At 36.8% G+C, this 19,002-nt stretch carries 14 protein-coding genes; 6 read left to right on the top strand and 8 right to left on the bottom strand.

The annotated features are described in order from the left end of the window. Positions 1-387: 387 nt before the first annotated feature. From ASD98_RS00420 to ASD98_RS00410, 3 genes are read right to left on the bottom strand one after another with little or no spacing between them, the layout of a single operon-like run. On the bottom strand, positions 388-1,629 hold the full coding sequence (locus tag ASD98_RS00420; RefSeq protein ID WP_056198536.1) for an MFS transporter: 1,242 nt from the start codon (positions 1,627-1,629) through the stop codon (positions 388-390). Positions 1,630-1,633: 4 nt separating this feature from the next. After that, positions 1,634-1,846: a hypothetical protein gene (locus ASD98_RS00415; RefSeq protein WP_056198533.1), complete on the bottom strand. Its 213-nt coding sequence runs from the start codon at positions 1,844-1,846 to the stop codon at positions 1,634-1,636. A gap of 10 nt (positions 1,847-1,856) precedes the next feature. After that, a complete protein-coding gene (locus ASD98_RS00410; RefSeq protein WP_056199592.1) occupies positions 1,857-2,450 on the bottom strand; it encodes a TetR/AcrR family transcriptional regulator in 594 nt (197 codons plus the stop codon). Between the two features lie 209 nt (positions 2,451-2,659). On the opposite strand from ASD98_RS00410, the gene ASD98_RS00405 reads away from it, so the two are divergent. The 5 genes from ASD98_RS00405 (at position 2,660) to ASD98_RS00385 (ending at position 8,153) form a co-directional block, all read left to right on the top strand. Further along, on the top strand, positions 2,660-3,061 hold the full coding sequence (locus ASD98_RS00405) for a DoxX family protein (RefSeq protein WP_056198528.1): 402 nt from the start codon (positions 2,660-2,662) through the stop codon (positions 3,059-3,061). Between the two features lie 242 nt (positions 3,062-3,303). Then, positions 3,304-3,639, top strand: coding sequence for a hypothetical protein (locus tag ASD98_RS00400; RefSeq protein WP_242412045.1), 336 nt, complete (start codon positions 3,304-3,306; stop codon positions 3,637-3,639). Positions 3,640-3,737: 98 nt separating this feature from the next. After that, the gene (locus ASD98_RS00395) at positions 3,738-5,393 is read left to right on the top strand and encodes a peptidase domain-containing ABC transporter (RefSeq protein WP_056198522.1); all 1,656 of its coding nucleotides are present in this window, start codon (positions 3,738-3,740) and stop codon (positions 5,391-5,393) included. Between the two features lie 2 nt (positions 5,394-5,395). Beyond that, positions 5,396-6,754 (top strand): HlyD family secretion protein, encoded by a 1,359-nt coding sequence (locus ASD98_RS00390; RefSeq protein ID WP_056198520.1) that lies wholly within the window; start codon positions 5,396-5,398, stop codon positions 6,752-6,754. Further along, positions 6,735-8,153, top strand: coding sequence for a TolC family protein (locus tag ASD98_RS00385; RefSeq protein ID WP_056198517.1), 1,419 nt, complete (start codon positions 6,735-6,737; stop codon positions 8,151-8,153). The genes ASD98_RS00390 and ASD98_RS00385 overlap by 20 nt, the downstream gene beginning before the upstream one ends. Positions 8,154-8,512: 359 nt before the next feature. On the opposite strand, the gene ASD98_RS00380 is transcribed toward ASD98_RS00385, so the two are convergent. Then, the gene (locus ASD98_RS00380) at positions 8,513-9,388 is read right to left on the bottom strand and encodes an NAD(P)H-binding protein (protein ID WP_056198515.1); all 876 of its coding nucleotides are present in this window, start codon (positions 9,386-9,388) and stop codon (positions 8,513-8,515) included. 80 nt (positions 9,389-9,468) lie between these two features. Between ASD98_RS00380 and ASD98_RS00375 the strand changes: the two genes are divergently transcribed. Continuing rightward, complete coding sequence (locus ASD98_RS00375) at positions 9,469-9,831, top strand: helix-turn-helix domain-containing protein (protein ID WP_056198512.1); 363 nt, start codon at positions 9,469-9,471, stop codon at positions 9,829-9,831. A 164-nt stretch (positions 9,832-9,995) separates the two neighbouring features. Here the strand turns inward: ASD98_RS00375 and ASD98_RS00370 are convergent, their stop codons facing one another. The 4 genes from ASD98_RS00370 to ASD98_RS00355 all read right to left on the bottom strand — a co-directional run bounded on the left by ASD98_RS00370 (position 9,996) and on the right by ASD98_RS00355 (position 18,961). After that, entirely contained in the window at positions 9,996-10,385 is a 390-nt protein-coding gene (locus ASD98_RS00370; protein ID WP_056199589.1) for a RidA family protein, read from the bottom strand. Positions 10,386-10,560: 175 nt separating this feature from the next. After that, positions 10,561-11,124, bottom strand: a complete 564-nt coding sequence (locus tag ASD98_RS00365; protein ID WP_056198510.1) for a Crp/Fnr family transcriptional regulator — start codon at positions 11,122-11,124, stop codon at positions 10,561-10,563. Positions 11,125-11,331: 207 nt separating this feature from the next. Then, positions 11,332-12,576, bottom strand: coding sequence for a response regulator (locus ASD98_RS00360; RefSeq protein WP_056198507.1), 1,245 nt, complete (start codon positions 12,574-12,576; stop codon positions 11,332-11,334). Between the two features lie 10 nt (positions 12,577-12,586). After that, positions 12,587-18,961 (bottom strand): HAMP domain-containing protein, encoded by a 6,375-nt coding sequence (locus tag ASD98_RS00355; RefSeq protein WP_082577761.1) that lies wholly within the window; start codon positions 18,959-18,961, stop codon positions 12,587-12,589. Between the last annotated feature and the right edge of the window lie 41 nt (positions 18,962-19,002).

Below are 19,002 nucleotides of genomic sequence, written 5' to 3'. Positions count from 1 at the left end.
TCTGATACGTTATAAGCATAAAAAAAGGCTGTCTCAAAAGTCGAGACAGCCTTTATATTATTTTACATATTTGCTTGTTCTGTAAGAACATTTCATTGGTAGAAAATTATATTTTTATAACGGTTTGCGTTCCGTAGGAATGTTTGATTTTCGCATTGTTTTTTAATAATCCGACCTATCAAACGTTCCTACGGAACGCAATTGTGGCTCATCTTTATTTTTTTCTACCTACGAAACATTCCTATGGAATCATAAATCGGATATCAAAAAGAGACCAATAAGTCACTAAAAACAAACAAAATATTTATACTAAAAGAGCTGCCTCGAATTTAGAGGCAGCTCTTTACTATTTAAGGATTTGTTTAATCCTGAAGAATAAAATTCAGGTTAAAGTTTATTCGTTTTAGTGTCCACAATTTTACTTACTCTAAATACTAAAAAGATAGTAAGTAACATAATTCCGGAAGCAGTCATTGCTAAAATGTCATAATGTTCTAACGGTGCATAACTGTCTTTTTGATAAATAATTAATCCCGCAATTACAGCACCAAAGCCTCCGGCCATTTGTTGCAAAGAGGAATTAATACTCATAAAAGCACCACGATCCTGCGGATCAGGAATTGCAGACGTTAAAGTCGTTGACGGAACCATTCTGCTCATAATTGTTGCCATCATAAAAACGTTGATAAGCAATACAATATAGAATGGAGTTGGGCCAAAATGAGAATAAATATTGATTAGAATCACGGCAGATACGGTAGCAAATGCAAAGATTTTAAATTTATTTACCCTATCACTAAGTTTACCAATAAATGGCATTGTAATTAAAGTTGCAATTCCGGTAATCATGAATAATAAAGGCAGCTGCTCATTCGTTACTTTAAGGTTGTTGATCGCAAACGCACTTCCGAAAGGCATCATCATAAATCCTCCAATAGAAAGCAGGGCAGTAGCTAAAAAACCAACCTGATAATTCTTTTTAGCAATAGTATGATACAAATGCATCAAGGCTGTTTTTTCCTGCTTCAACTGTAAATGCTCCGTAACAGGTTTTAATTTTACATATAAAATTATCGTAATAATGGCAGCCATAGCCGCAATCCATAAAAACGGAACATGCCATCCCCATGCATTTGCAATGTATAAACCAATTGGAATTCCAAGAACCTGACTAACACCAAATCCCATTTGTATAAATCCCATTACTTTTCCTCTTTGCTGCAGGCTGAATAAATCAGCTACAATAGCAAGAGAGACAGAACCAATTACACCTCCAAATAATCCGGTAAAAACTCTTGCAGCAACTAACAAAAAAAAGGTAGGTGCCAAGGCGCAGAATAAAGTCCCGATTGTGAACCCGATGTAAAAGAAAAGTAACAATTTTTTTCGATCAAATTTATCTGCAAAACCAGCTGTAAGCAATCCCGAAATTCCGGCACTAAAAGCATAAGCAGAAACGGCAATACCAAATTGAGAAGCCGTAATATTTAAGGTTTTAATCATAATATCCCCAAGCGGCGACATTACCATAAAATCAAGCACAACCGTAAATTGTGTCATGGCTAAAAGAAATATAACCAGTTTTTGATAGCCATTAAAACTGGGTGCGATAGTTTGTTTTTCGTTCATATAATTATTGTAGTTCTTTGCAGTCAAAATTGTGAAAATTCAATAAGTCAATAATTTGAGCTGCGTTTAGTTTTTCGCTTATAATTCTCAATACACAATCAATATCTTCCTGATCAATAGTCCATTGCAGGATAGATTTGTTTGCATTTAAAAATGTTGCGATTTTGTTTTTACTTGTCTCTGTTTTTATATTAGTGGCGAATATCAATACATTCATAACATAAAATTTAAGGTGTTAATGCCTTTATCACGAGTCTAAAAGCTTCTTGTTGTATTTCATTTGTTAATTGAAATGGAGTGCTACCTCCAAGTCCTTTACCTTTTTCATGAAAACGCAGCAAGTTGTACAGCGGGCCATAAGCAATACTCCAGAATACCTCCTTTGATACGGGTACTATTTCTTTTCTTTCAATTGCCCGATGCAAAAACTTCGTCATGATTTCTTTGAGTTCCATCAAACTTTCGTTAACGATATGTTCACCATAATTAGAATTTTGGAGAATTTCCCAGCAGGCAATTTTATCAGTGTTTTTCAGCATAAACTCTGATCGGTTTTCCCATTGCTTTGCTAGACCTTCTACAAAAGGCATTTCTGGCGAGAAATCTTTAAGCGAACTTTTAAAGAAGTAGGTGCCCATTTCAGTTCCAATTTTTTTAATCAGATCTTCTTTGTCAGCATAATAGATATAAAGCGTCGCTACAGAAATCCCGCACTCTTTCGCAAGTTTGTTCATTGTAAAGCCTTCGATGCCATACTTTACAATCATTTCTATAGTTTTCTCTTTAACTAATTCTTCTTTATTAATATCTCTTGTTCTCAAAATGAAAAGGATTTTATTGAATTGACTCTGCAAAGATATAATAATAAATGAACGTTTATTCATTTATGAAAAATATTTTTCAAAAAACTTTAAAAACAGCAAAAGTTGCTTCCCAATATAATTTTACTATTTTTACTCTTAGCAGCTATCATACTCAATATTATTTGGTATGAAATACTGAATTGTTTTATTAACCTAATTATTTAAAAATGAGAAAAAACAACGATTTTGGTTTGTTAATACTTCGTATTACAATTGGATTTTTAATGCTTTTGCATGGTATTTCAAAATTTAAAGGCGGATTAGATTTCATCAGCGGAATGCTTGTTGAAAAAGGACTTCCGGGTTTCTTTGCTTATGGCGTTATCATAGGCGAAATTTTGGCACCAATCTTAATTATAATTGGTTTTAGAACCAGAATTGCTGCTTTGATTTTAGCTTTCAACTGTTTAGTTGCAGTTTTAATGGCACACAGTCAGGATATTTTTAAAATTAGCGATCACGGAGGCTGGGAACTGGAACTTCTAGGGTTATATTTCTTTACGGCAATTGCTTTGTTTTTTACCGGAGGAGGAAAATTTGCAACTTCAAAAAGTAATAAATGGGACTAAAAACTCATTAAAATATAAAAATACAAAGCGGCCGTTTGAGCCGCTTTTTTTATGATTTTATTAGTAAGAAAGTCAGTGAAATCAATGTCTGATAATAATTTGAATTCTAATGTTATTCTAATGTAGCGACGAAAATTTAGTTTTAACTTGCACCCCGAAATTATTTTTTTGCAATGCTTAACAGAATTAAAAATAGCCTTTTATGTAAATGCCTTCAGGCGTTACTAATCGGCTATTTTTTAATGAGCAGTATTAATGTCTCTGGAACTTTCAGCCGAATTATAAAAGAAAATACTGAAAATCATTCTGTTAAAGGTATAACATGTAATCTTTTAAAGAAAATCTTCAAGTGCGACGGAATTCCCGAAGAACTGGATGATTACGAAGCAAAAGATACTAAAACAACAAAACTTGCAAAAGGCATTCCGTTATTAGAATATCTGGTTCCTTTAGATGCCTCAATACCGGGATTTTATTTTCAAAATGACCTAAAAGGAAAAAACTACATAGACAACCCGATTTTTTCGTTTGGGTTTCATGGTAAAATTCATTTACCGCCTCCTCGATTTATTATATAAATTATTAATTCTGATTGGATTATGAAAAATTTTGTAATCCTTAATATGGTATTTGCCGTATATAATCTATCTATTAATGTTGTATTTATATATAAATCATGACACCTTTAAAACGTTTTTACAATTTACTCGCCTTAGACAAACGCGACGTATACCAAATTATATTTTACGCAGCTTTTGCGGGTTTGGTAAATCTTTCTCTGCCTTTAGGAATTCAGGCAATTATTAATTTTATTCAAAGCGGACAGCTTAGTGTTTCCTGGATTGTATTGGTTTTTCTGGTTACAATTGGAGTTGGCTTTGGCGGAATTTTAACCATTCTGCAGCTGCGAATCGTAGAAAATCTGCAGCAGCGAATCTTTGTGCGTTCGTCTTTTGAATTTGCTTACAGACTGCCTTTAATTAAATTTAAAGAAATGTATTCTGAATATGCACCTGAAAAAGCAAATCGATTTTTTGATACACTTATGGTTCAAAAAGGAACGGCAAAACTTTTACTCGATTTTTGTACTGCCTTTCTACAGGTTGGTCTGGGTATTATTTTGCTGGTTTTATACCATTCCTTTTTTACCGTAATCGGACTTTTGTTTATTGTTATTCTGTATATCATTTTTAAATTTTCTTATAAAGATGGTTTAGAAACAAGTCTTAACGAATCAAAATTTAAATATAAAGTGGCGGCCTGGCTTCAGGAAATTGCCCGTAATCGTGAAAGTTTCCGCAGAAAAGGCGGTTTCGACTATGCTTTAGACAGAAATGACGGCTATGTGAGTCATTATGTCAATTACCGTGAAAAGCACTTTCAGGTAATGAAAAAACAATACATTCAGCTGACTATTTTTAAAGTAATTGTTACTGCTGCCCTTTTGTCGATTGGTGGTTTTCTGGTAATTCACCATCAAATGAACATTGGGCAGTTTGTGGCAGCTGAAATTGTTATTGTATTGCTGATCAATTCTGTAGAAAAAATAATCTTCGGATTAGAATCTTTTTACGATGTATTGACATCTTTAGAAAAAATTGGTCAGGTTACCGATATGGAAATTGCCTGCATTCCTAAAACCTCTGCTGTAACCGAAACCGGAATTACAATCGAAACAGAAAGTATTGCTTACAATTATCCGGAACACAATAAAAAATCGCTTAAAAATATTAACCTGAAAATAAATCAGGGCGAAAAGATCATTTTAAGAGGAACAAACGGTGCCGGAAAAAGTACTTTATTACGCTTATTGGCCGGACTGCTTGAGCCAGAAGGCGGCGCTATGTATGTAACAGATAATTTCATGAACCGTTTAGACGAAGACAGTTACAGAGCACAATCCGGAACGCTTTTACAAGGCGATACGCTTTTTGAGGGAACGATTAAGGAAAATATTCTTTTTGGAAATGAAACCATCAATAATGACGATTTAAAATGGGCTTTAGATAATGTGTGTTTAACGCCTTATATTAAAACTTTTCCTAACGGACTGGAACATCAGATTCATCCGGGCGGACGCGAACTTTCGGCTTCAGATGTGCAAAAGATTCTTTTGGCCCGAAGTATTGTAACCAAACCTAATATATTATTCCTTGAAGATCCGGTTGATAAAATGGACGAACTAACGTCGGGTAAAATTGTTGATTTTTTACTTGCCGAAGAAAATGACTGGACGGTGATTGTTACTTCTAAAAATGATGTATGGAAGAACAAATGTAACCGTATGATTACGATTGATGATGGAAAAATTATTAACGACATAAAGCTTTAATCATGCTTAATATATCTAAAGATAATAACGTACTTATAACGCCGGGAAAATACAAATCGATTACCGCCGTTGCGCGCAGACCGCACTATAAAATTTTAAATCGGGTAATTGTTGGATTTTTAATTTTCTGCATTGCCTGTCTTTTTCTTCCGTGGACACAAAATATTTCAGGAAGTGGTTCTGTAACAACTTTAAAACCAGACCAAAGACCACAGACTGTCCATAATGCCATTGCCGGAAGAATCGAAAAATGGTATGTGCAGGAAGGGGATTATGTGAAAAAAGGAGATACGATTTTGTTTATTTCTGAAACGAAAGAAGATTATTTAGATCCCAATTTGGTTGGCAATACAAAAGATCAGGTGGATGCCAAAAAAATGGCAGTAGAATCGTATGCTGATAAAGTAAGTTCGCTAAACGTTCAGGCGCAGTCGCTTAACACAGAAAGAGAATTGAAACTGCAGCAGGCCCAAAATAAAATAAAACAAGCCCAGCTGAAAATTAAAAGTGACAGTATGGATCTTGAAGCGGTAAAAACACAGTTAAGAATCGCAAAAACACAGTTTGATCGTTCAACCGCACTTAATAAAGAAGGTTTAAAACCGCTTACAGATGTGGAGCAAAAACGATTAAAACTTCAGGAATCTGAGGCGTATATTATTACACAGCAAAACAAACTTTTGAGCAGTAAAAACGAATTGATAAATGCAAGAGTAGAAATAAACCGTATCACGGCTGAATATTCTGAAAAGATATCCAAATCAAGAAGTGATAAATTCACGGCTTTAAGCACACAATATGATACAAAAGCTCAGGTAAATAAACTGGAAAATCAATATGTAAACTACAGTATTAGAAATGGTTTGTATTATATCACGGCTCCGCAAAGCGGATATGTAAACCGAGCTTTACTGGCCGGACTTGGCGAGACAATTAAAGAGGGAACGCCAATTATCAGTATTATGCCGGCAAGTTATGATATTGCGGTAGAAACTTATGTAGATCCTATCGATCTTCCATTGGTGCATCGCGGTGCAAAAGTTCGTGTTTGGTTTGACGGATGGCCAAGAATTGTATTTTCAGGATGGCCGGGATTATCCTACGGAACTTTTGGCGGCAAAGTAGTGGCGATTGAAAATTTTATTAGTGCCAATGGAAAATACAGGGTTTTGATTTCTCCCGACGGAAATAAGGATGAAAAATGGCCAAAAGAATTGAGTATTGGAGCAGGAGCACAGAGTATTGCTTTATTAGAAACGGTTTCGGTTTGGTATGAAATATGGCGAAACTTAAATGGATTTCCGCCAAATTATTATAAGTCAGATGAAAAGGAGGCAAAAAATGGGAAAGACAAAAAATAAATTTAAGACGATAGTTCGACTGTTTTCTCTTTTGTTTTTATTCGGTTTTACCACAATTTATGGCCAGGATTTTAATAAGGAAGAATTGAGTTACAGCGAATACTTAGGATATGTAAAAAAATACCATCCGCTGGTAAAACAGGCAAATCTTGAAATTAGTAATGCGCAGGCAGCGTTAATGCTGGCACGTGGCGGTTTTGATCCGAAAATTGAAGTGGATTACAATAAAAAAGAGTTTAAAGGAACAGAATATTATTCGCTTTTAAACAGCAGTTTTAAAGTCCCAACCTGGTACGGAATTGAAATTAAAGCCGGTTTTGACGATACGGACGGACAATATTATAATCCGCAGAATCGTACACCGGATAATGGATTAACTTCTTTGGGAGTCAGCGTGGCGCTGGGGCAGGGAATGTTTATAAACCAAAGAATGGCTGATGTGAGAGAAGGAAAACTGCAGTTAAAATTAAGCGATGCACAACGAAAACTAAGAGCGATTGAGGTTTTATATAAAGCAAGCGAAGCTTATTTTGAATGGAGAAAAAGCTACAATGAAGCAGAACTTTATAAACGATATCTTGGTTTTGCAAGCACACGTTTTACAGGTGTAAAAAAACTAATCGAACTTGGTGATGCTCCGGCAATTGACAGCGTTGAAGCCGGAATTACGGTTCGAAACAGAGAATTAAATGTTGAAAACGGAAATTTGAAATTAGCAAAAGCGAAACTATATCTTTCTAATTATTTATGGCTTGAAAATGTGCCTGTTGAATTGGGAGATATGGTGAAACCGGAAGAAAATTTGATTCTGACTTTAGAAGAAACCCTAAAAACAGACGCCATGATGGTAAATGTAGAGACACTGGACTCGCATCCTAAAATTCAGGCTTTAGAAACTAAAATGTCGATGCTGGAAGTGAACAGACAATTGAAAGCAAATTCACTGCTTCCAAAATTAAATGTGGGTTATAATTATATTTCTGAGCCTTCTTATTTTGATTCGTTTAATGCCGATGATTATAAATTCAATATAGATTTCAGCATTCCGATTTTTTTGAGAAAGGAGCGGGGAAGCCTGAAAATGGCAAAACTTAAAATTCAGGATCTAAAGTTTGATATTGAACAGCAGAGACTGGAGCTTAAAAACAAAATAAAAGCCCAGCAAACGGAAATAGCTTCTTTAAAAAGGCAGAAAAATGTAATTGACAATTTAGTAAAAGATTATGTAACGATGCTGAATTCTGAAGAGAAGTTGTTTTCTTTTGGCGAAAGCTCGATCTTCTTACTTAATTCGAGAGAGAATAATCTGGTGAGCGCAAAATTGTCTCAAATTAGCATTGAAAATCAGTTTTACATTTCAAATGCGGAGCTGTATAAAGTATTGGCTAATCCCGATTAATTTGAATTTCCTAAAAATGTTATGTATTAATCGTTGAGCGAAATTTGAAAAAGCCTCTTTATTGTAATTATTTTGTTTTAATAAAAACTAAAACTTAGGTTTTCATTTTTTAAAAATGTGTTATCATTCCATAGGAATGTTTCGTTGGTAGAAAAAAATAGTGTCAGCCACATTTTATGTTCCGTAGGAACGTTTGAGATGTTAGATTGAAAAAAATGTCAAAATCAAACGTTCCTACGGAACGTAAACCATAACAACAATATAATTTTTCTACCAATGAAATGTTCCTACAGAACAAAGAAGATATAAATAAAAAAGGATTGTTTCAAAAGTCGAAACAATCCTTTTTTATTTTCTAATTAGAATTTTGTTGCAAATTCTTTTGCAAAATCTTCCAGTTTTATTTTCCCGTCAACAGAAGCATTGCTTGATATGAAATGTTCAATGATTTTTCCGCTTCTTAAACCAGTTCCCATTTCAGCATAAAGTTTAGCAATTTCTTCAGGTATTCCGGCTTGTGCCATTCCTTCAAGAGCTTGTTCATCTGTAAATGCTACCCACGGTAATTCTGGTTTTGCAATTGCAGCTCCCAAAACTTTTGCAGCTTCACCCGGAGTACGGACATCGCTGATAATATATCGGATATTTTTTCCTGCCGGACTGTGCTGTAATTCTTCGGCAACAGCCTGTGCAATATCTTCAGGATGCACAAAAGGAATTTTTATATCTGATGGATAATTAGAACCAATAATTCCGACTCCTTTAACCAACGGAACATCATTGTAAAAATTAGTAAAGAAGAAACCTGCTCGTAAAAAAGTTACAGAAGTATTTAATTCATTATATATTTCTTCTATTTTATGAAGTCCTGCAATTGGCCCGGTTCCAGATGGTAAATGAGCACCAATACTGCTTAACATTACTACTCTTTTTACTTTGGCTTCTTCAATTGCTTTTGCAAAAGATTTTCCGGCTCCTGCTGTATTGGCGATTACATTTGCTCCGCCTAAATTTGGCGGTGTCATGGCAAAAATGGCATCTGCACCTTTTAATGTTTCTAACAAAAAGGCTGCATCGCTTACAGAACCTACTGCTGCTTTTGCACCAAGATTTTCGATTGCTGTTTTTCTGTCGGCATTGCTGCTTATTACGGTTACGTCGTGACCCGCAGCGACAAGTTTAGTAGTTAATGGTTTTCCTATGTTCCCTAAAGAACCTGTTACTATAATTTTCATATATATAATTTTTTTTATTACAGTTACAAAGGTATCTTTGTACTTACTTTTATACAAGTACTTACCCTATAGTATGTATTATGACAGCAATTAAAGAATCATCTACCATTCAGGAAAACAAGCAGTATGCACTTGACACATGTCCTGTTACATTTGTAATGGAAAAAATTGGAGGTTACTGGAAACCTATTATTGTGTATCATTTATCAAATGGAGATAAACGTTATAGCGAGTTAAAAAGAGCAATTCCGGCAATTACAGAAAAAATGCTTATTCAGCATTTAAAACAATTAGAAGCAGACGGGATTGTCATTAGAGAAGCAAAACCAGTCGTACCACCGTTTGTAACTTACAGACTTACCAATGCCGGACAAGGCTTAATGCCGGTTATCAATGCTATGGCTTCTTGGGCTTTTAAGGTTAAGGAGGGAGAGTTTCTTTAGAAGGGGCTAAGGTGCTGAGATGCTAAGGTTCTAAGTTTTTTTTAGGTTCAAAGATACAAAGATACAAAGGTTCAAAGGTTTTAGAAAAAATCTTAGCCTCTCAGCACCTTAGTCCCTTAGTTCCTCAGTATCTTAGAACCTTAGCATCTCAGCATCTCAGAACCTTACTTAACAACCGTTGCTTCCAATTCTACTTTAACGGTTTCAAAAAGGCTTTTTACTTCCATCAAAGTTGTGGCCTGCTGAATGTTGTGTTTGGCAATCCATTCCTGTAGAATATTGAAGTGAGGCCAAAGCTCAGAAGTTGCCGTTGTGTAAATAGTTAATCTCACGATACCGCTGCATTCGTAACCAGCTTCGGTGATTACTTGTTCCAGATTTTGAATGGCCAGTTTTAACTGCGATTCCATGTTTTCATTGCTTGAAATTCCGTCGGCGTTTATTGCAGTTTGTCCTGAAACATATAATGTTCCCTGCGGATTTTTTACTTCAACTGCCTGGTTATAACTACGCTCATTTTGCCATTTCCACGGATTGATAACTCTTTTTTCCATTTGATTTCCTTTTTTAGTTTGTGCCAATAGCGGCATTGTTATGATTAATAATAATCCTAAAAGTTTTGTTGTTGTTTTCACGATTACAGTTTAAAATTTATACTGCAAAATTGAAAATAACTTGTGGAAACAGATCTTGACATTTGTCACGAATATAAAGTGCGAAATGTCACATTTACGACGACAAACGGCTTAAGGTTTCGCGCGAGACTCCTAAATATGAAGCAATAAGGCTTTTAGGAACGCGCTGAAAAAGAGATGGATATTGTTTTAAAAGCTGTTCATAACGTTCTTTTGGATTAGAAGTCATCCAGTAAAGAATACGCCGCTGTGAGGCCAGAAAGCCAAAGTTGGCTTTCTCCAGAAAAAAACGCAGCATTTTTGGGGAATTATCGCATAGATCTTTATAATCATCGAGCGTAAAACAAAGCACTTCTGTATCTTCTAAACATTCTAAAGACATGGTGGCCTTGGTTTGGGTAAAATAAGCATAATAATCGCTTTCCCACCAGTCTTCCATGGCAAAGGAAACAATATGCTGCTTTAGAGATTCATCTGTGTAAACCAATTTTAAAAGTCCCGAAATTATAAAATAAGCATATTTTACATCATCGCTTTCCTGAATTAAAAATTGATGTTTTTTGAATTTTTTGGTGATAAAATGCTGGCTGACAAATGAAAACTCTTCATCTGTCAGCTTTACTATTTTTTCTATATGTTCCCGAAGTTTTTCCTGCATAGTATGACCAAAGATATTTAAATTTTTCGATGATCAAAAAGGGCGGGTTTTTAATTGGATTGAAATTAAACCGGATGATCGATTGAATTAAACTGGATTGAAATCCAGCCCTACAATATAAACCGAGCCGTTGGCTCTTTATTTTGATACTGCAAAATATAGATCATATTAAAATCCGGATTTCAATCCGGTTTTGATTCTATATGGTTATTTCTGCGGAATATAAATATTAAACGTAGCACCTTCCATAGGCTTTGCTGTAGCGTTAATAATACCATTATGATTTTCTACAATTTTTTTTACGATGGCGAGACCAATTCCGGTTCCGTCATAAATATCCCGGCTGTGTAATCGTTGAAAAACGCCGAATATTTTTTCGCTGTGTTCCGGTTCAAAACCAATTCCGTTGTCTTTAAAACTTATGTGGCAATAATTTTCTGTCGTAGATAATTTATCATTTTGTAATTCTTCACCGCTGACAATCCGGCTTTTGATTTCGATTTGCAGCGGAATTTCTTTTTGCGAAAATTTCAGTGCATTGTTTACCAGATTTTCAACAAGCTGAATAAACAAAAACGGTATGATATTTATTTTGCCATGAAGTTCTGTAATAATTGAGGCATTTTTTTCCTTGATGTTTTCCCGAAGCGCTTCTTTGACATTTTCTATAATGATATTAAGATCTGTATTTTCATAAATACGATCTGTAATGTTGGTTCGTGAAAAAGTCAAAAGATCATTGATTAATTCCCGCATTCGGTTGGTTGAATACAAAATACGCTCAAATTTTGCCTGTCCGTCCGGACTTAAATTGGGGTATTCTTTTGCAAGAATAATGTTTGTAAAAGTTTGAATTTTACGCAGCGGCTCTTGTAAATCGTGACTTGAAATATGTGTAAAAGCGTCAAGTTCAGTATTTTTCTTTTTTAACTCTGTTGCATATTTTTCTATAGCAAAATATTGCGCGGCTAATTCTTCATTTGCTTTTGTGATTTTGGCATTAAGTGCAGTTGCTTCTTCTTCTCGAAGGCGCAGTTCCCGGTTTTTCTTATACAATTCTGTAAAAACCATCACTTTTGCCTGAAGAATTTCTGCAGATAAAGGCTTAATCATATAATCAACAGCTCCTGATTGATATCCTTTAAAGATATAATCTGAGGTATTCATATTGGCCGTTAAGAAAATTATAGGAACGTGTTTAAGTTTGTCGCTCTGGCGAATAAGTTCGGCAGTTTCGAACCCATCCATAAGCGGCATCTGCACATCCATAAGTATAATAGCAAAATCCTGGCTTTTAAGGAGAATTCGCAGAGCATCTTTCCCAGAAGTTGCTTCTACAAATTCATATCCCTGATCTGCAAGTATGACCTGAAGCGAAAGTAGGTTTTCCTTCTTGTCATCGACAATTAATATTTTAACCGGATGTTCTTCCATGGGATTCTGGTTTTTCATAATAAAGAAATTATTTTAACCATACTCTCATTAAAGAGGATAATTGTTCAACATTAACCGGTTTTGTAATATAGTCTGATGCACCAGACTCGATACAGCGCTGTCTGTCGCCTTTCATTGCTTTTGCTGTTACGGCAATAATAGTCAGGTCTTTATGGCGTATGTTTTTTCTAATGATTTTCATGGTTTCATAACCATCTAATTCCGGCATCATGATATCCATTAAAACAATATCAATTTTTAAATTCTGACTCAAAATATCAATCGCCTCGTGACCACTTTCTGCGCTGATAACGTCTAAACCAAAACGCTCTAAAGCAGTTGTAAGGGCAAATAAATTTCGAACGTCGTCGTCTACCAAAAGCACTTTTTTATTGATTAAAACATCTTCTTTTAAATAATACGTTTCAATTCTGTCTTTCATACTTTCCGGCAGCTCTTTATGAACGCGATGCATAAACAGGGCAGTCTGATCTACTAATTCATCGATAGATGCGGCGCTTTTTGTAATAATACTGTGTGCAAAACGGCTGAGTTTAGCACGCTGTTTTTTATTGACATCGCCAGCAGAATGTACAATGATAGCCGTTTCCTGCCCGCTGATATTATTTTCCAGATCACTTATTAAATCCAGACCATCGGCATCTGGAAGAATTAAATCTAATATGATGCAGTCAAATGATTTTTCCTGTATCAATTTTACAGCATCTTTTGCAGTTAAAGCGGTTGATACCGAAATATCTTCTCCCTGAACGGCTTCAACAATTCGTTCTAGTTCAAATTCATTATCATCAACTACAAGCAGATTTTTTTCTTTCTTGTCTTTAAAATCCTGAATATCATTAAAAAGAGAAGTCAATAACTCGTTTTTAACAGGTTTAAGAAAAAAGTTTCTTGCACCGCGTTTTAAACCTTTGTTTCTTTCGTCTTCTCCCGAAATAATATAAACCGGAATATGACGAAGTGTAAAATCTGTTTTTAATCGGTCTAGAATTTTCCAGCCGCTGGTGTCCGGCATGTTTAAATCCATTGTAATGGCGTGCGGCTGAAATTGATTGATATAATCTACAACATCATTTCCGCGTGTAGTTACAATTGCTTTTATACCATGCTGATGCGCTCTTTCTAATAATATTTTAGCAAATGTGATATTGTCTTCAGCAATTAAAAGAATTTTGTCATTTGGTTTAATATCAGTTCGGTCGTCGCCAACTTCATCAACAAAATACAAATCAATATCTGATTTTTTGAAACTTGCAGACGGAAGTGATTTTAAACGGCTTTTTCCAGCGTGGATAACGTTTGTTTCTTCATTTACATTAATGTCTTCCAGTTCCGGAATATGAACAAATTTAAGCGGTAAGAATAAAGTAAATTTACTTCCAATGTTGGTGTCGCTTTCCAGTTCGATGCTTCCGCCTAATAAATCAGAAAGTCCGCGGCTGATGGATAATCCTAAACCGGTTCCGCCATATTTACGGCTTGTAGATCCTTCTGCTTGTTGAAAAGCTTCAAAAATGATGTTTTGTTTTTCTTTGGAGATTCCAATTCCGGTGTCTGAAATTTCAAAAGCTACAACAGCTTCGGCATTTTCCAGACTTGCGTTTTTCGTTTTCCAGTTATTATCTGCTTTATAAATGTTTAATCTAACGCCGCCTTTTTCAGTAAACTTGAATGAATTCGAAAGCAGATTTTTTAGAATCTGATTCAATCTTTGCGAATCGGTTTCCATTACTTCAGGAAGATTATCATCCATCATAATTTCAAAATGAAGATGTTTCGCCTGAGAAATAGGGTTGAAGGTCGACTCCACAAATCGGCTGATTTCTGCAAAACTAATTGGGTTGTAATCCACAGAAATATAACCTGATTCAATTTTAGAAAGATCCAGAATATCATTAATTAACTGAATTAAGTCATCCCCGCAAGAGTTGATTGTTTTAGCAAACTGAATTTGTTTTTCGGATAAGTTTCCGTCGCGGTTGGCAATTAATTCGTTGGCAAGAATCTGCAAACTGTTTAATGGCGTTCTTAACTCGTGCGACATATTGGCGAGGAACTCAGATTTGTATTTTGAAGTCAGTGTAAGCTGATCTGCTTTTTCTTCTAATGCTTTACGGGCAACCTCAACTTCTTGGTTTTTAAGTTCTACTTCTTCTTTTTGATTGGCCAATAAAATCGCTTTTTCTTCCAGTTCTTCGTTGGTGTTTTTCAACACTTCCTGCTGACTTTTCAGCTCGCTTGCCAATGATTGTGATTGTACCAATAATTCTTCGGTTCTTGAATTCGATTCGATAGTATTCAATACAATACCAATACTTTCTGTTAATCCTTCAAGGAAATCTAAGTGTGTCTGACTAAAGGTATCAAGCGAAGCCAATTCAATAACTGCTTTAAGTCTTCCTTCAAATAAAACGGGAAGGATAATGACATCTTTTGGTTTGGCATCTCCTAAACCAGAATTGATTCTGATATAATCTTTTGGAACATTACTTAAAATGATTCTTTCTTTTTCAATAGCAACCTGACCTATAAGTCCTTCGCCCATAGCGTAGGAGGTAGGTGAATTTTTTCTTTTGATGTAAGCGTAAGAGGCAATTAAATTCAGTTTAGAATCCATGAATTGTTCGCCTTCTTCGAGAATATAGAAAAGTCCGTGCTGTGCTGTAACAACGGCTGCAAGCTCTGAAAGGATTTTCATGGTAACGGAATTAAGCTCTTTCTGCCCTTGAAGCATTTGCGTAAACTTAGCTAAATTCGATTTCAGCCAGTCTTGTTCCTGATTACGTAAAGTAGTTGCTTTTAGATTTGAAATCATCTGGTTAATAGTATCTTTAAGAGCTTCAACTTCACCTTTTGCTTCAACACCAATTGTTCGTGTTAAATCTCCCTGTGTTACCGCCGATGCTACCTCAGAAATCGCACGTACCTGTGTGGTAAGATTCGCCGCTAACTGGTTTACGTTTTCGGTTAAGTTTTTCCACGTTCCGGAAGCTCCCGGTACATTTGCCTGTCCGCCCAGTTTTCCTTCAGCACCAACTTCACGGGCAACTGTAGTTACCTGATCAGAGAATGTAGCAAGGGTATCAATCATCTCATTAATAGTATCAGTAAGCTGTGCTACTTCACCTTTTGCATCAATAGATAATTTTTGCTTTAAGTTTCCTTTTGCTACAGATGTTACAACTTTGGCAATTCCACGAACCTGACCTGTTAAGTTGGATGCCATTACGTTAACCGAATCCGTTAAATCTTTCCATGTTCCGGCAACACCTTTTACTTCAGACTGTCCGCCCAGTTTTCCTTCGGTACCCACCTCACGTGCTACACGCGTAACCTCAGAAGCAAATGAATTTAATTGTTCCACCATCGTATTGAAGGTGTTTTTCAAATCGAGGATTTCTCCTTTTACGTCAACGGTAATTTGTTTCGAAAGGTCGCCATTTGCCACGGCTTTGGTTACATCGGCAATATTACGCACCTGCCCTGTTAAGTTAGAGGCCATTTGGTTAACCGAATCCGTTAAATCTTTCCAAGTTCCGGCAACACCCGGCACGAATGCCTGCCCGCCCAGTTTTCCGTCGGTACCCACCTCACGCGCCACACGAGTTACCTCAGATGCAAAGGCACGAAGTTGATCCACCATCGTATTTACAGTTTCTTTTAATTGCAGAATTTCTCCACGAACGTCGGCTGTAATTTTTTTCGACATATCTCCATTCGCTACAGCAATCGTAACCTCGGCAATATTACGTACCTGAGTCGTTAAGTTACCCGCCATTTGATTAACAGAATCGGTCAAATCCTTCCAAGTTCCGGCAACACCTGGAACGTTGGCTTGACCTCCCAACTTTCCTTCGGTACCCACCTCACGTGCCACACGAGTTACCTCAGAGGCAAATTCACGAAGCTGATCCACCATCGTATTCAGGGTTTCTTTTAACTGAAGAATTTCCCCACGAACGTCAACGGTAATTTTTCGGGACATATCTCCGTTGGCCACGGCAATCGCCACATCGGCAATATTACGAACCTGAGCGGTAAGATTTCCTGCCATCTGATTCACCGAATCGGTTAAATCTTTCCATGTTCCGGCAACACCCGGCACGTTGGCCTGTCCTCCCAATTTTCCTTCAGTTCCTACTTCTCGTGAAACCCTTGTTACCTCCGAAGCAAAGCCTCGAAGCTGATCCACCATGGTATTAATCGTATTTTTTAATTCTAAGATTTCTCCTTTTACGTCAACCGTAATCTGGAGTGATAAATCTCCTTTTGCTACGGCAGTTGTTACTTCGGCGATATTACGTACTTGTCCGGTAAGGTTGGATGCCATTTGGTTTACCGAATCTGTTAAATCTTTCCAGGTTCCTCCAACACCTTCAACCTGCGCTTGTCCTCCCAGTTTTCCTTCGGTACCCACCTCACGCGCCACACGGGTTACCTCAGATGCAAAAGAGTTCAGCTGGCCCACCATTGTATTAATGGTATTTTTAAGTTCTAAGATTTCTCCTTTTGTATCAACGGTAATCTGACGTGATAAATCTCCTTTTGCTACGGCTGTTGTTACCTCGGCAATGTTACGTACTTGTCCGGTTAAGTTCGATGCCATTTGATTAACGGAATCGGTCAAATCTTTCCATGTACCGCCGACACCTTTTACTTTTGCCTGACCTCCCAGTTTTCCTTCGGTACCAACCTCAAGCGCCACACGCGTAACCTCAGAAGAGAAGGAGTTCAGCTGATCTACCATTGTATTAATGGTTTTCTTTAATTCCAGGATTTCTCCTTCGGCTACAGCCGTAATTTTTTTAGAAAGGTCACCATTTGCTACGGCTGTTGTTACCTCGGCAATATTACGTACCTGTCCGGTTAAGTTCGATGCCATTTGATTAACCGAATCGGTTAAATCTTTCCATGTCCCGCCAACACCTTTTACTTTTGCCTGACCTCCCAGTTTTCCTTCAGAACCTACCTCACGTGCCACACGGGTTACCTCGGCACCAAATGAGTTCAGCTGATCCACCATGGTATTGATGGTATTTTTTAATTCGAGGATTTCACCCTCAACGTTTACGGTAATTTTTTTAGATAAATCTCCTTTTGCTACGGCAGTTGTTACCTCGGCAATATTACGTACTTGTCCAGTTAAGTTGGATGCCATCTGATTTACAGAATCGGTCAAATCTTTCCAAACCCCGCCGACACCTCGTACTTTTGCCTGACCTCCCAGTTTTCCTTCAGAACCTACCTCACGCGCCACACGGGTTACCTCAGAGGAGAATGAGTTCAGCTGATCCACCATTGTATTAATTGTATCTTTCAGCTCGAGGATTTCTCCTTTTACGTCAACAGTAATTTTTTTCGAAAGATCTCCTCTTGCTACCGCGGTTGTTACATCGGCGATGTTACGTACCTGTCCGGTAAGATTCGATGCCATTTGGTTTACCGAATCCGTTAAATCTTTCCATGTTCCGCCGACACCTTTTACCTGTGCTTGTCCGCCCAGTTTTCCTTCGGTACCAACTTCACGCGCCACACGAGTTACTTCAGAAGAAAAGGAGTTCAGCTGATCCACCATCGTGTTGATCGTATTTTTTAATTCCAGGATTTCTCCTTTTACGTCAACGGTAATTTTTTTAGATAAATCTCCTTTCGCTACCGCCGTTGTTACATCGGCGATATTACGTACCTGACCAGTAAGGTTACTTGCCATTTTATTAACAGAGTCGGTCAAATCTTTCCAAACACCGCCCACACCACGAACTTTTGCCTGACCTCCCAGTTTTCCTTCGGTACCAACTTCACGCGCCACACGGGTAACCTCCATTGAGAAAAGGTTCAGCTGTTTTACCATTCCGTTTACCTCTTTTGCAATTCTGAGGAATTCTCCCTGAAGCGGGTTTCCTTCAATAGACAGTGGCATTTCCTGAGATAAATTTCCCTTTGCCACCGATGTAATTACGTGTGCAATTTCGATTGTGGGGTGTACCAGATCAGAAATCAGTGTGTTTACAGATTCAACACAGGAACTCCACGAACCGCGTGCACCGTCGAGTACTACGCGATTGGTTAATTTTCCTTGTTTACCAATGCTTTTTCCAACCTTTTGAAATTCAAAAACCATTCTTTCGTTCAGGTCAATGATTTCGTTTAAAGTATCGCAAATTGATCTTTTTATTCCGTTTTGATCGGTAGGGAAACGCTGCGAAAAATTACCATTTTTAACTTTCAGCAAAATCTTTAAAAATTCAGCATCGTTAAGAATAGATTCATCGGGCTCGATTTTTTTTACTTTAGTTCCAGATGGTTTTTCATCTGTTATGATTGGCAGTGCGATCAGTACCTCATTTTCTGGGGTTTTATCGGTGTGTTTTGCTTTTTTCATAATTGGTGACTCGTTGGTATAGGATATAGTTTTTGGTGACT

Origin of the sequence: Flavobacterium sp. Root186 (genome assembly GCF_001428525.1) — a bacterium.
GTDB lineage: Bacteria > Bacteroidota > Bacteroidia > Flavobacteriales > Flavobacteriaceae > Flavobacterium.
Note: the sequence above shows the minus strand (reverse complement) of the source record. Positions and strands in the feature narration are given on the sequence as shown.

Coding starts and splice junctions, on each gene's coding strand:
- ASD98_RS00420 (WP_056198536.1), bottom strand. CDS start 1,629: ATGAACGAAAAACAAACTATCGCACCCAGTTTTAATGGCTATCAAAAA.
- ASD98_RS00415 (WP_056198533.1), bottom strand. CDS start 1,846: ATGAATGTATTGATATTCGCCACTAATATAAAAACAGAGACAAGTAAA.
- ASD98_RS00405 (WP_056198528.1), top strand. CDS start 2,660: ATGAGAAAAAACAACGATTTTGGTTTGTTAATACTTCGTATTACAATT.
- ASD98_RS00400 (WP_242412045.1), top strand. CDS start 3,304: ATGAGCAGTATTAATGTCTCTGGAACTTTCAGCCGAATTATAAAAGAA.
- ASD98_RS00395 (WP_056198522.1), top strand. CDS start 3,738: ATGACACCTTTAAAACGTTTTTACAATTTACTCGCCTTAGACAAACGC.
- ASD98_RS00390 (WP_056198520.1), top strand. CDS start 5,396: ATGCTTAATATATCTAAAGATAATAACGTACTTATAACGCCGGGAAAA.
- ASD98_RS00385 (WP_056198517.1), top strand. CDS start 6,735: ATGGGAAAGACAAAAAATAAATTTAAGACGATAGTTCGACTGTTTTCT.
- ASD98_RS00380 (WP_056198515.1), bottom strand. CDS start 9,388: ATGAAAATTATAGTAACAGGTTCTTTAGGGAACATAGGAAAACCATTA.
- ASD98_RS00375 (WP_056198512.1), top strand. CDS start 9,469: ATGACAGCAATTAAAGAATCATCTACCATTCAGGAAAACAAGCAGTAT.
- ASD98_RS00370 (WP_056199589.1), bottom strand. CDS start 10,385: ATGGAAAAAAGAGTTATCAATCCGTGGAAATGGCAAAATGAGCGTAGT.
- ASD98_RS00365 (WP_056198510.1), bottom strand. CDS start 11,124: ATGCAGGAAAAACTTCGGGAACATATAGAAAAAATAGTAAAGCTGACA.
- ASD98_RS00360 (WP_056198507.1), bottom strand. CDS start 12,576: ATGAAAAACCAGAATCCCATGGAAGAACATCCGGTTAAAATATTAATT.
- ASD98_RS00355 (WP_082577761.1), bottom strand. CDS start 18,961: ATGAAAAAAGCAAAACACACCGATAAAACCCCAGAAAATGAGGTACTG.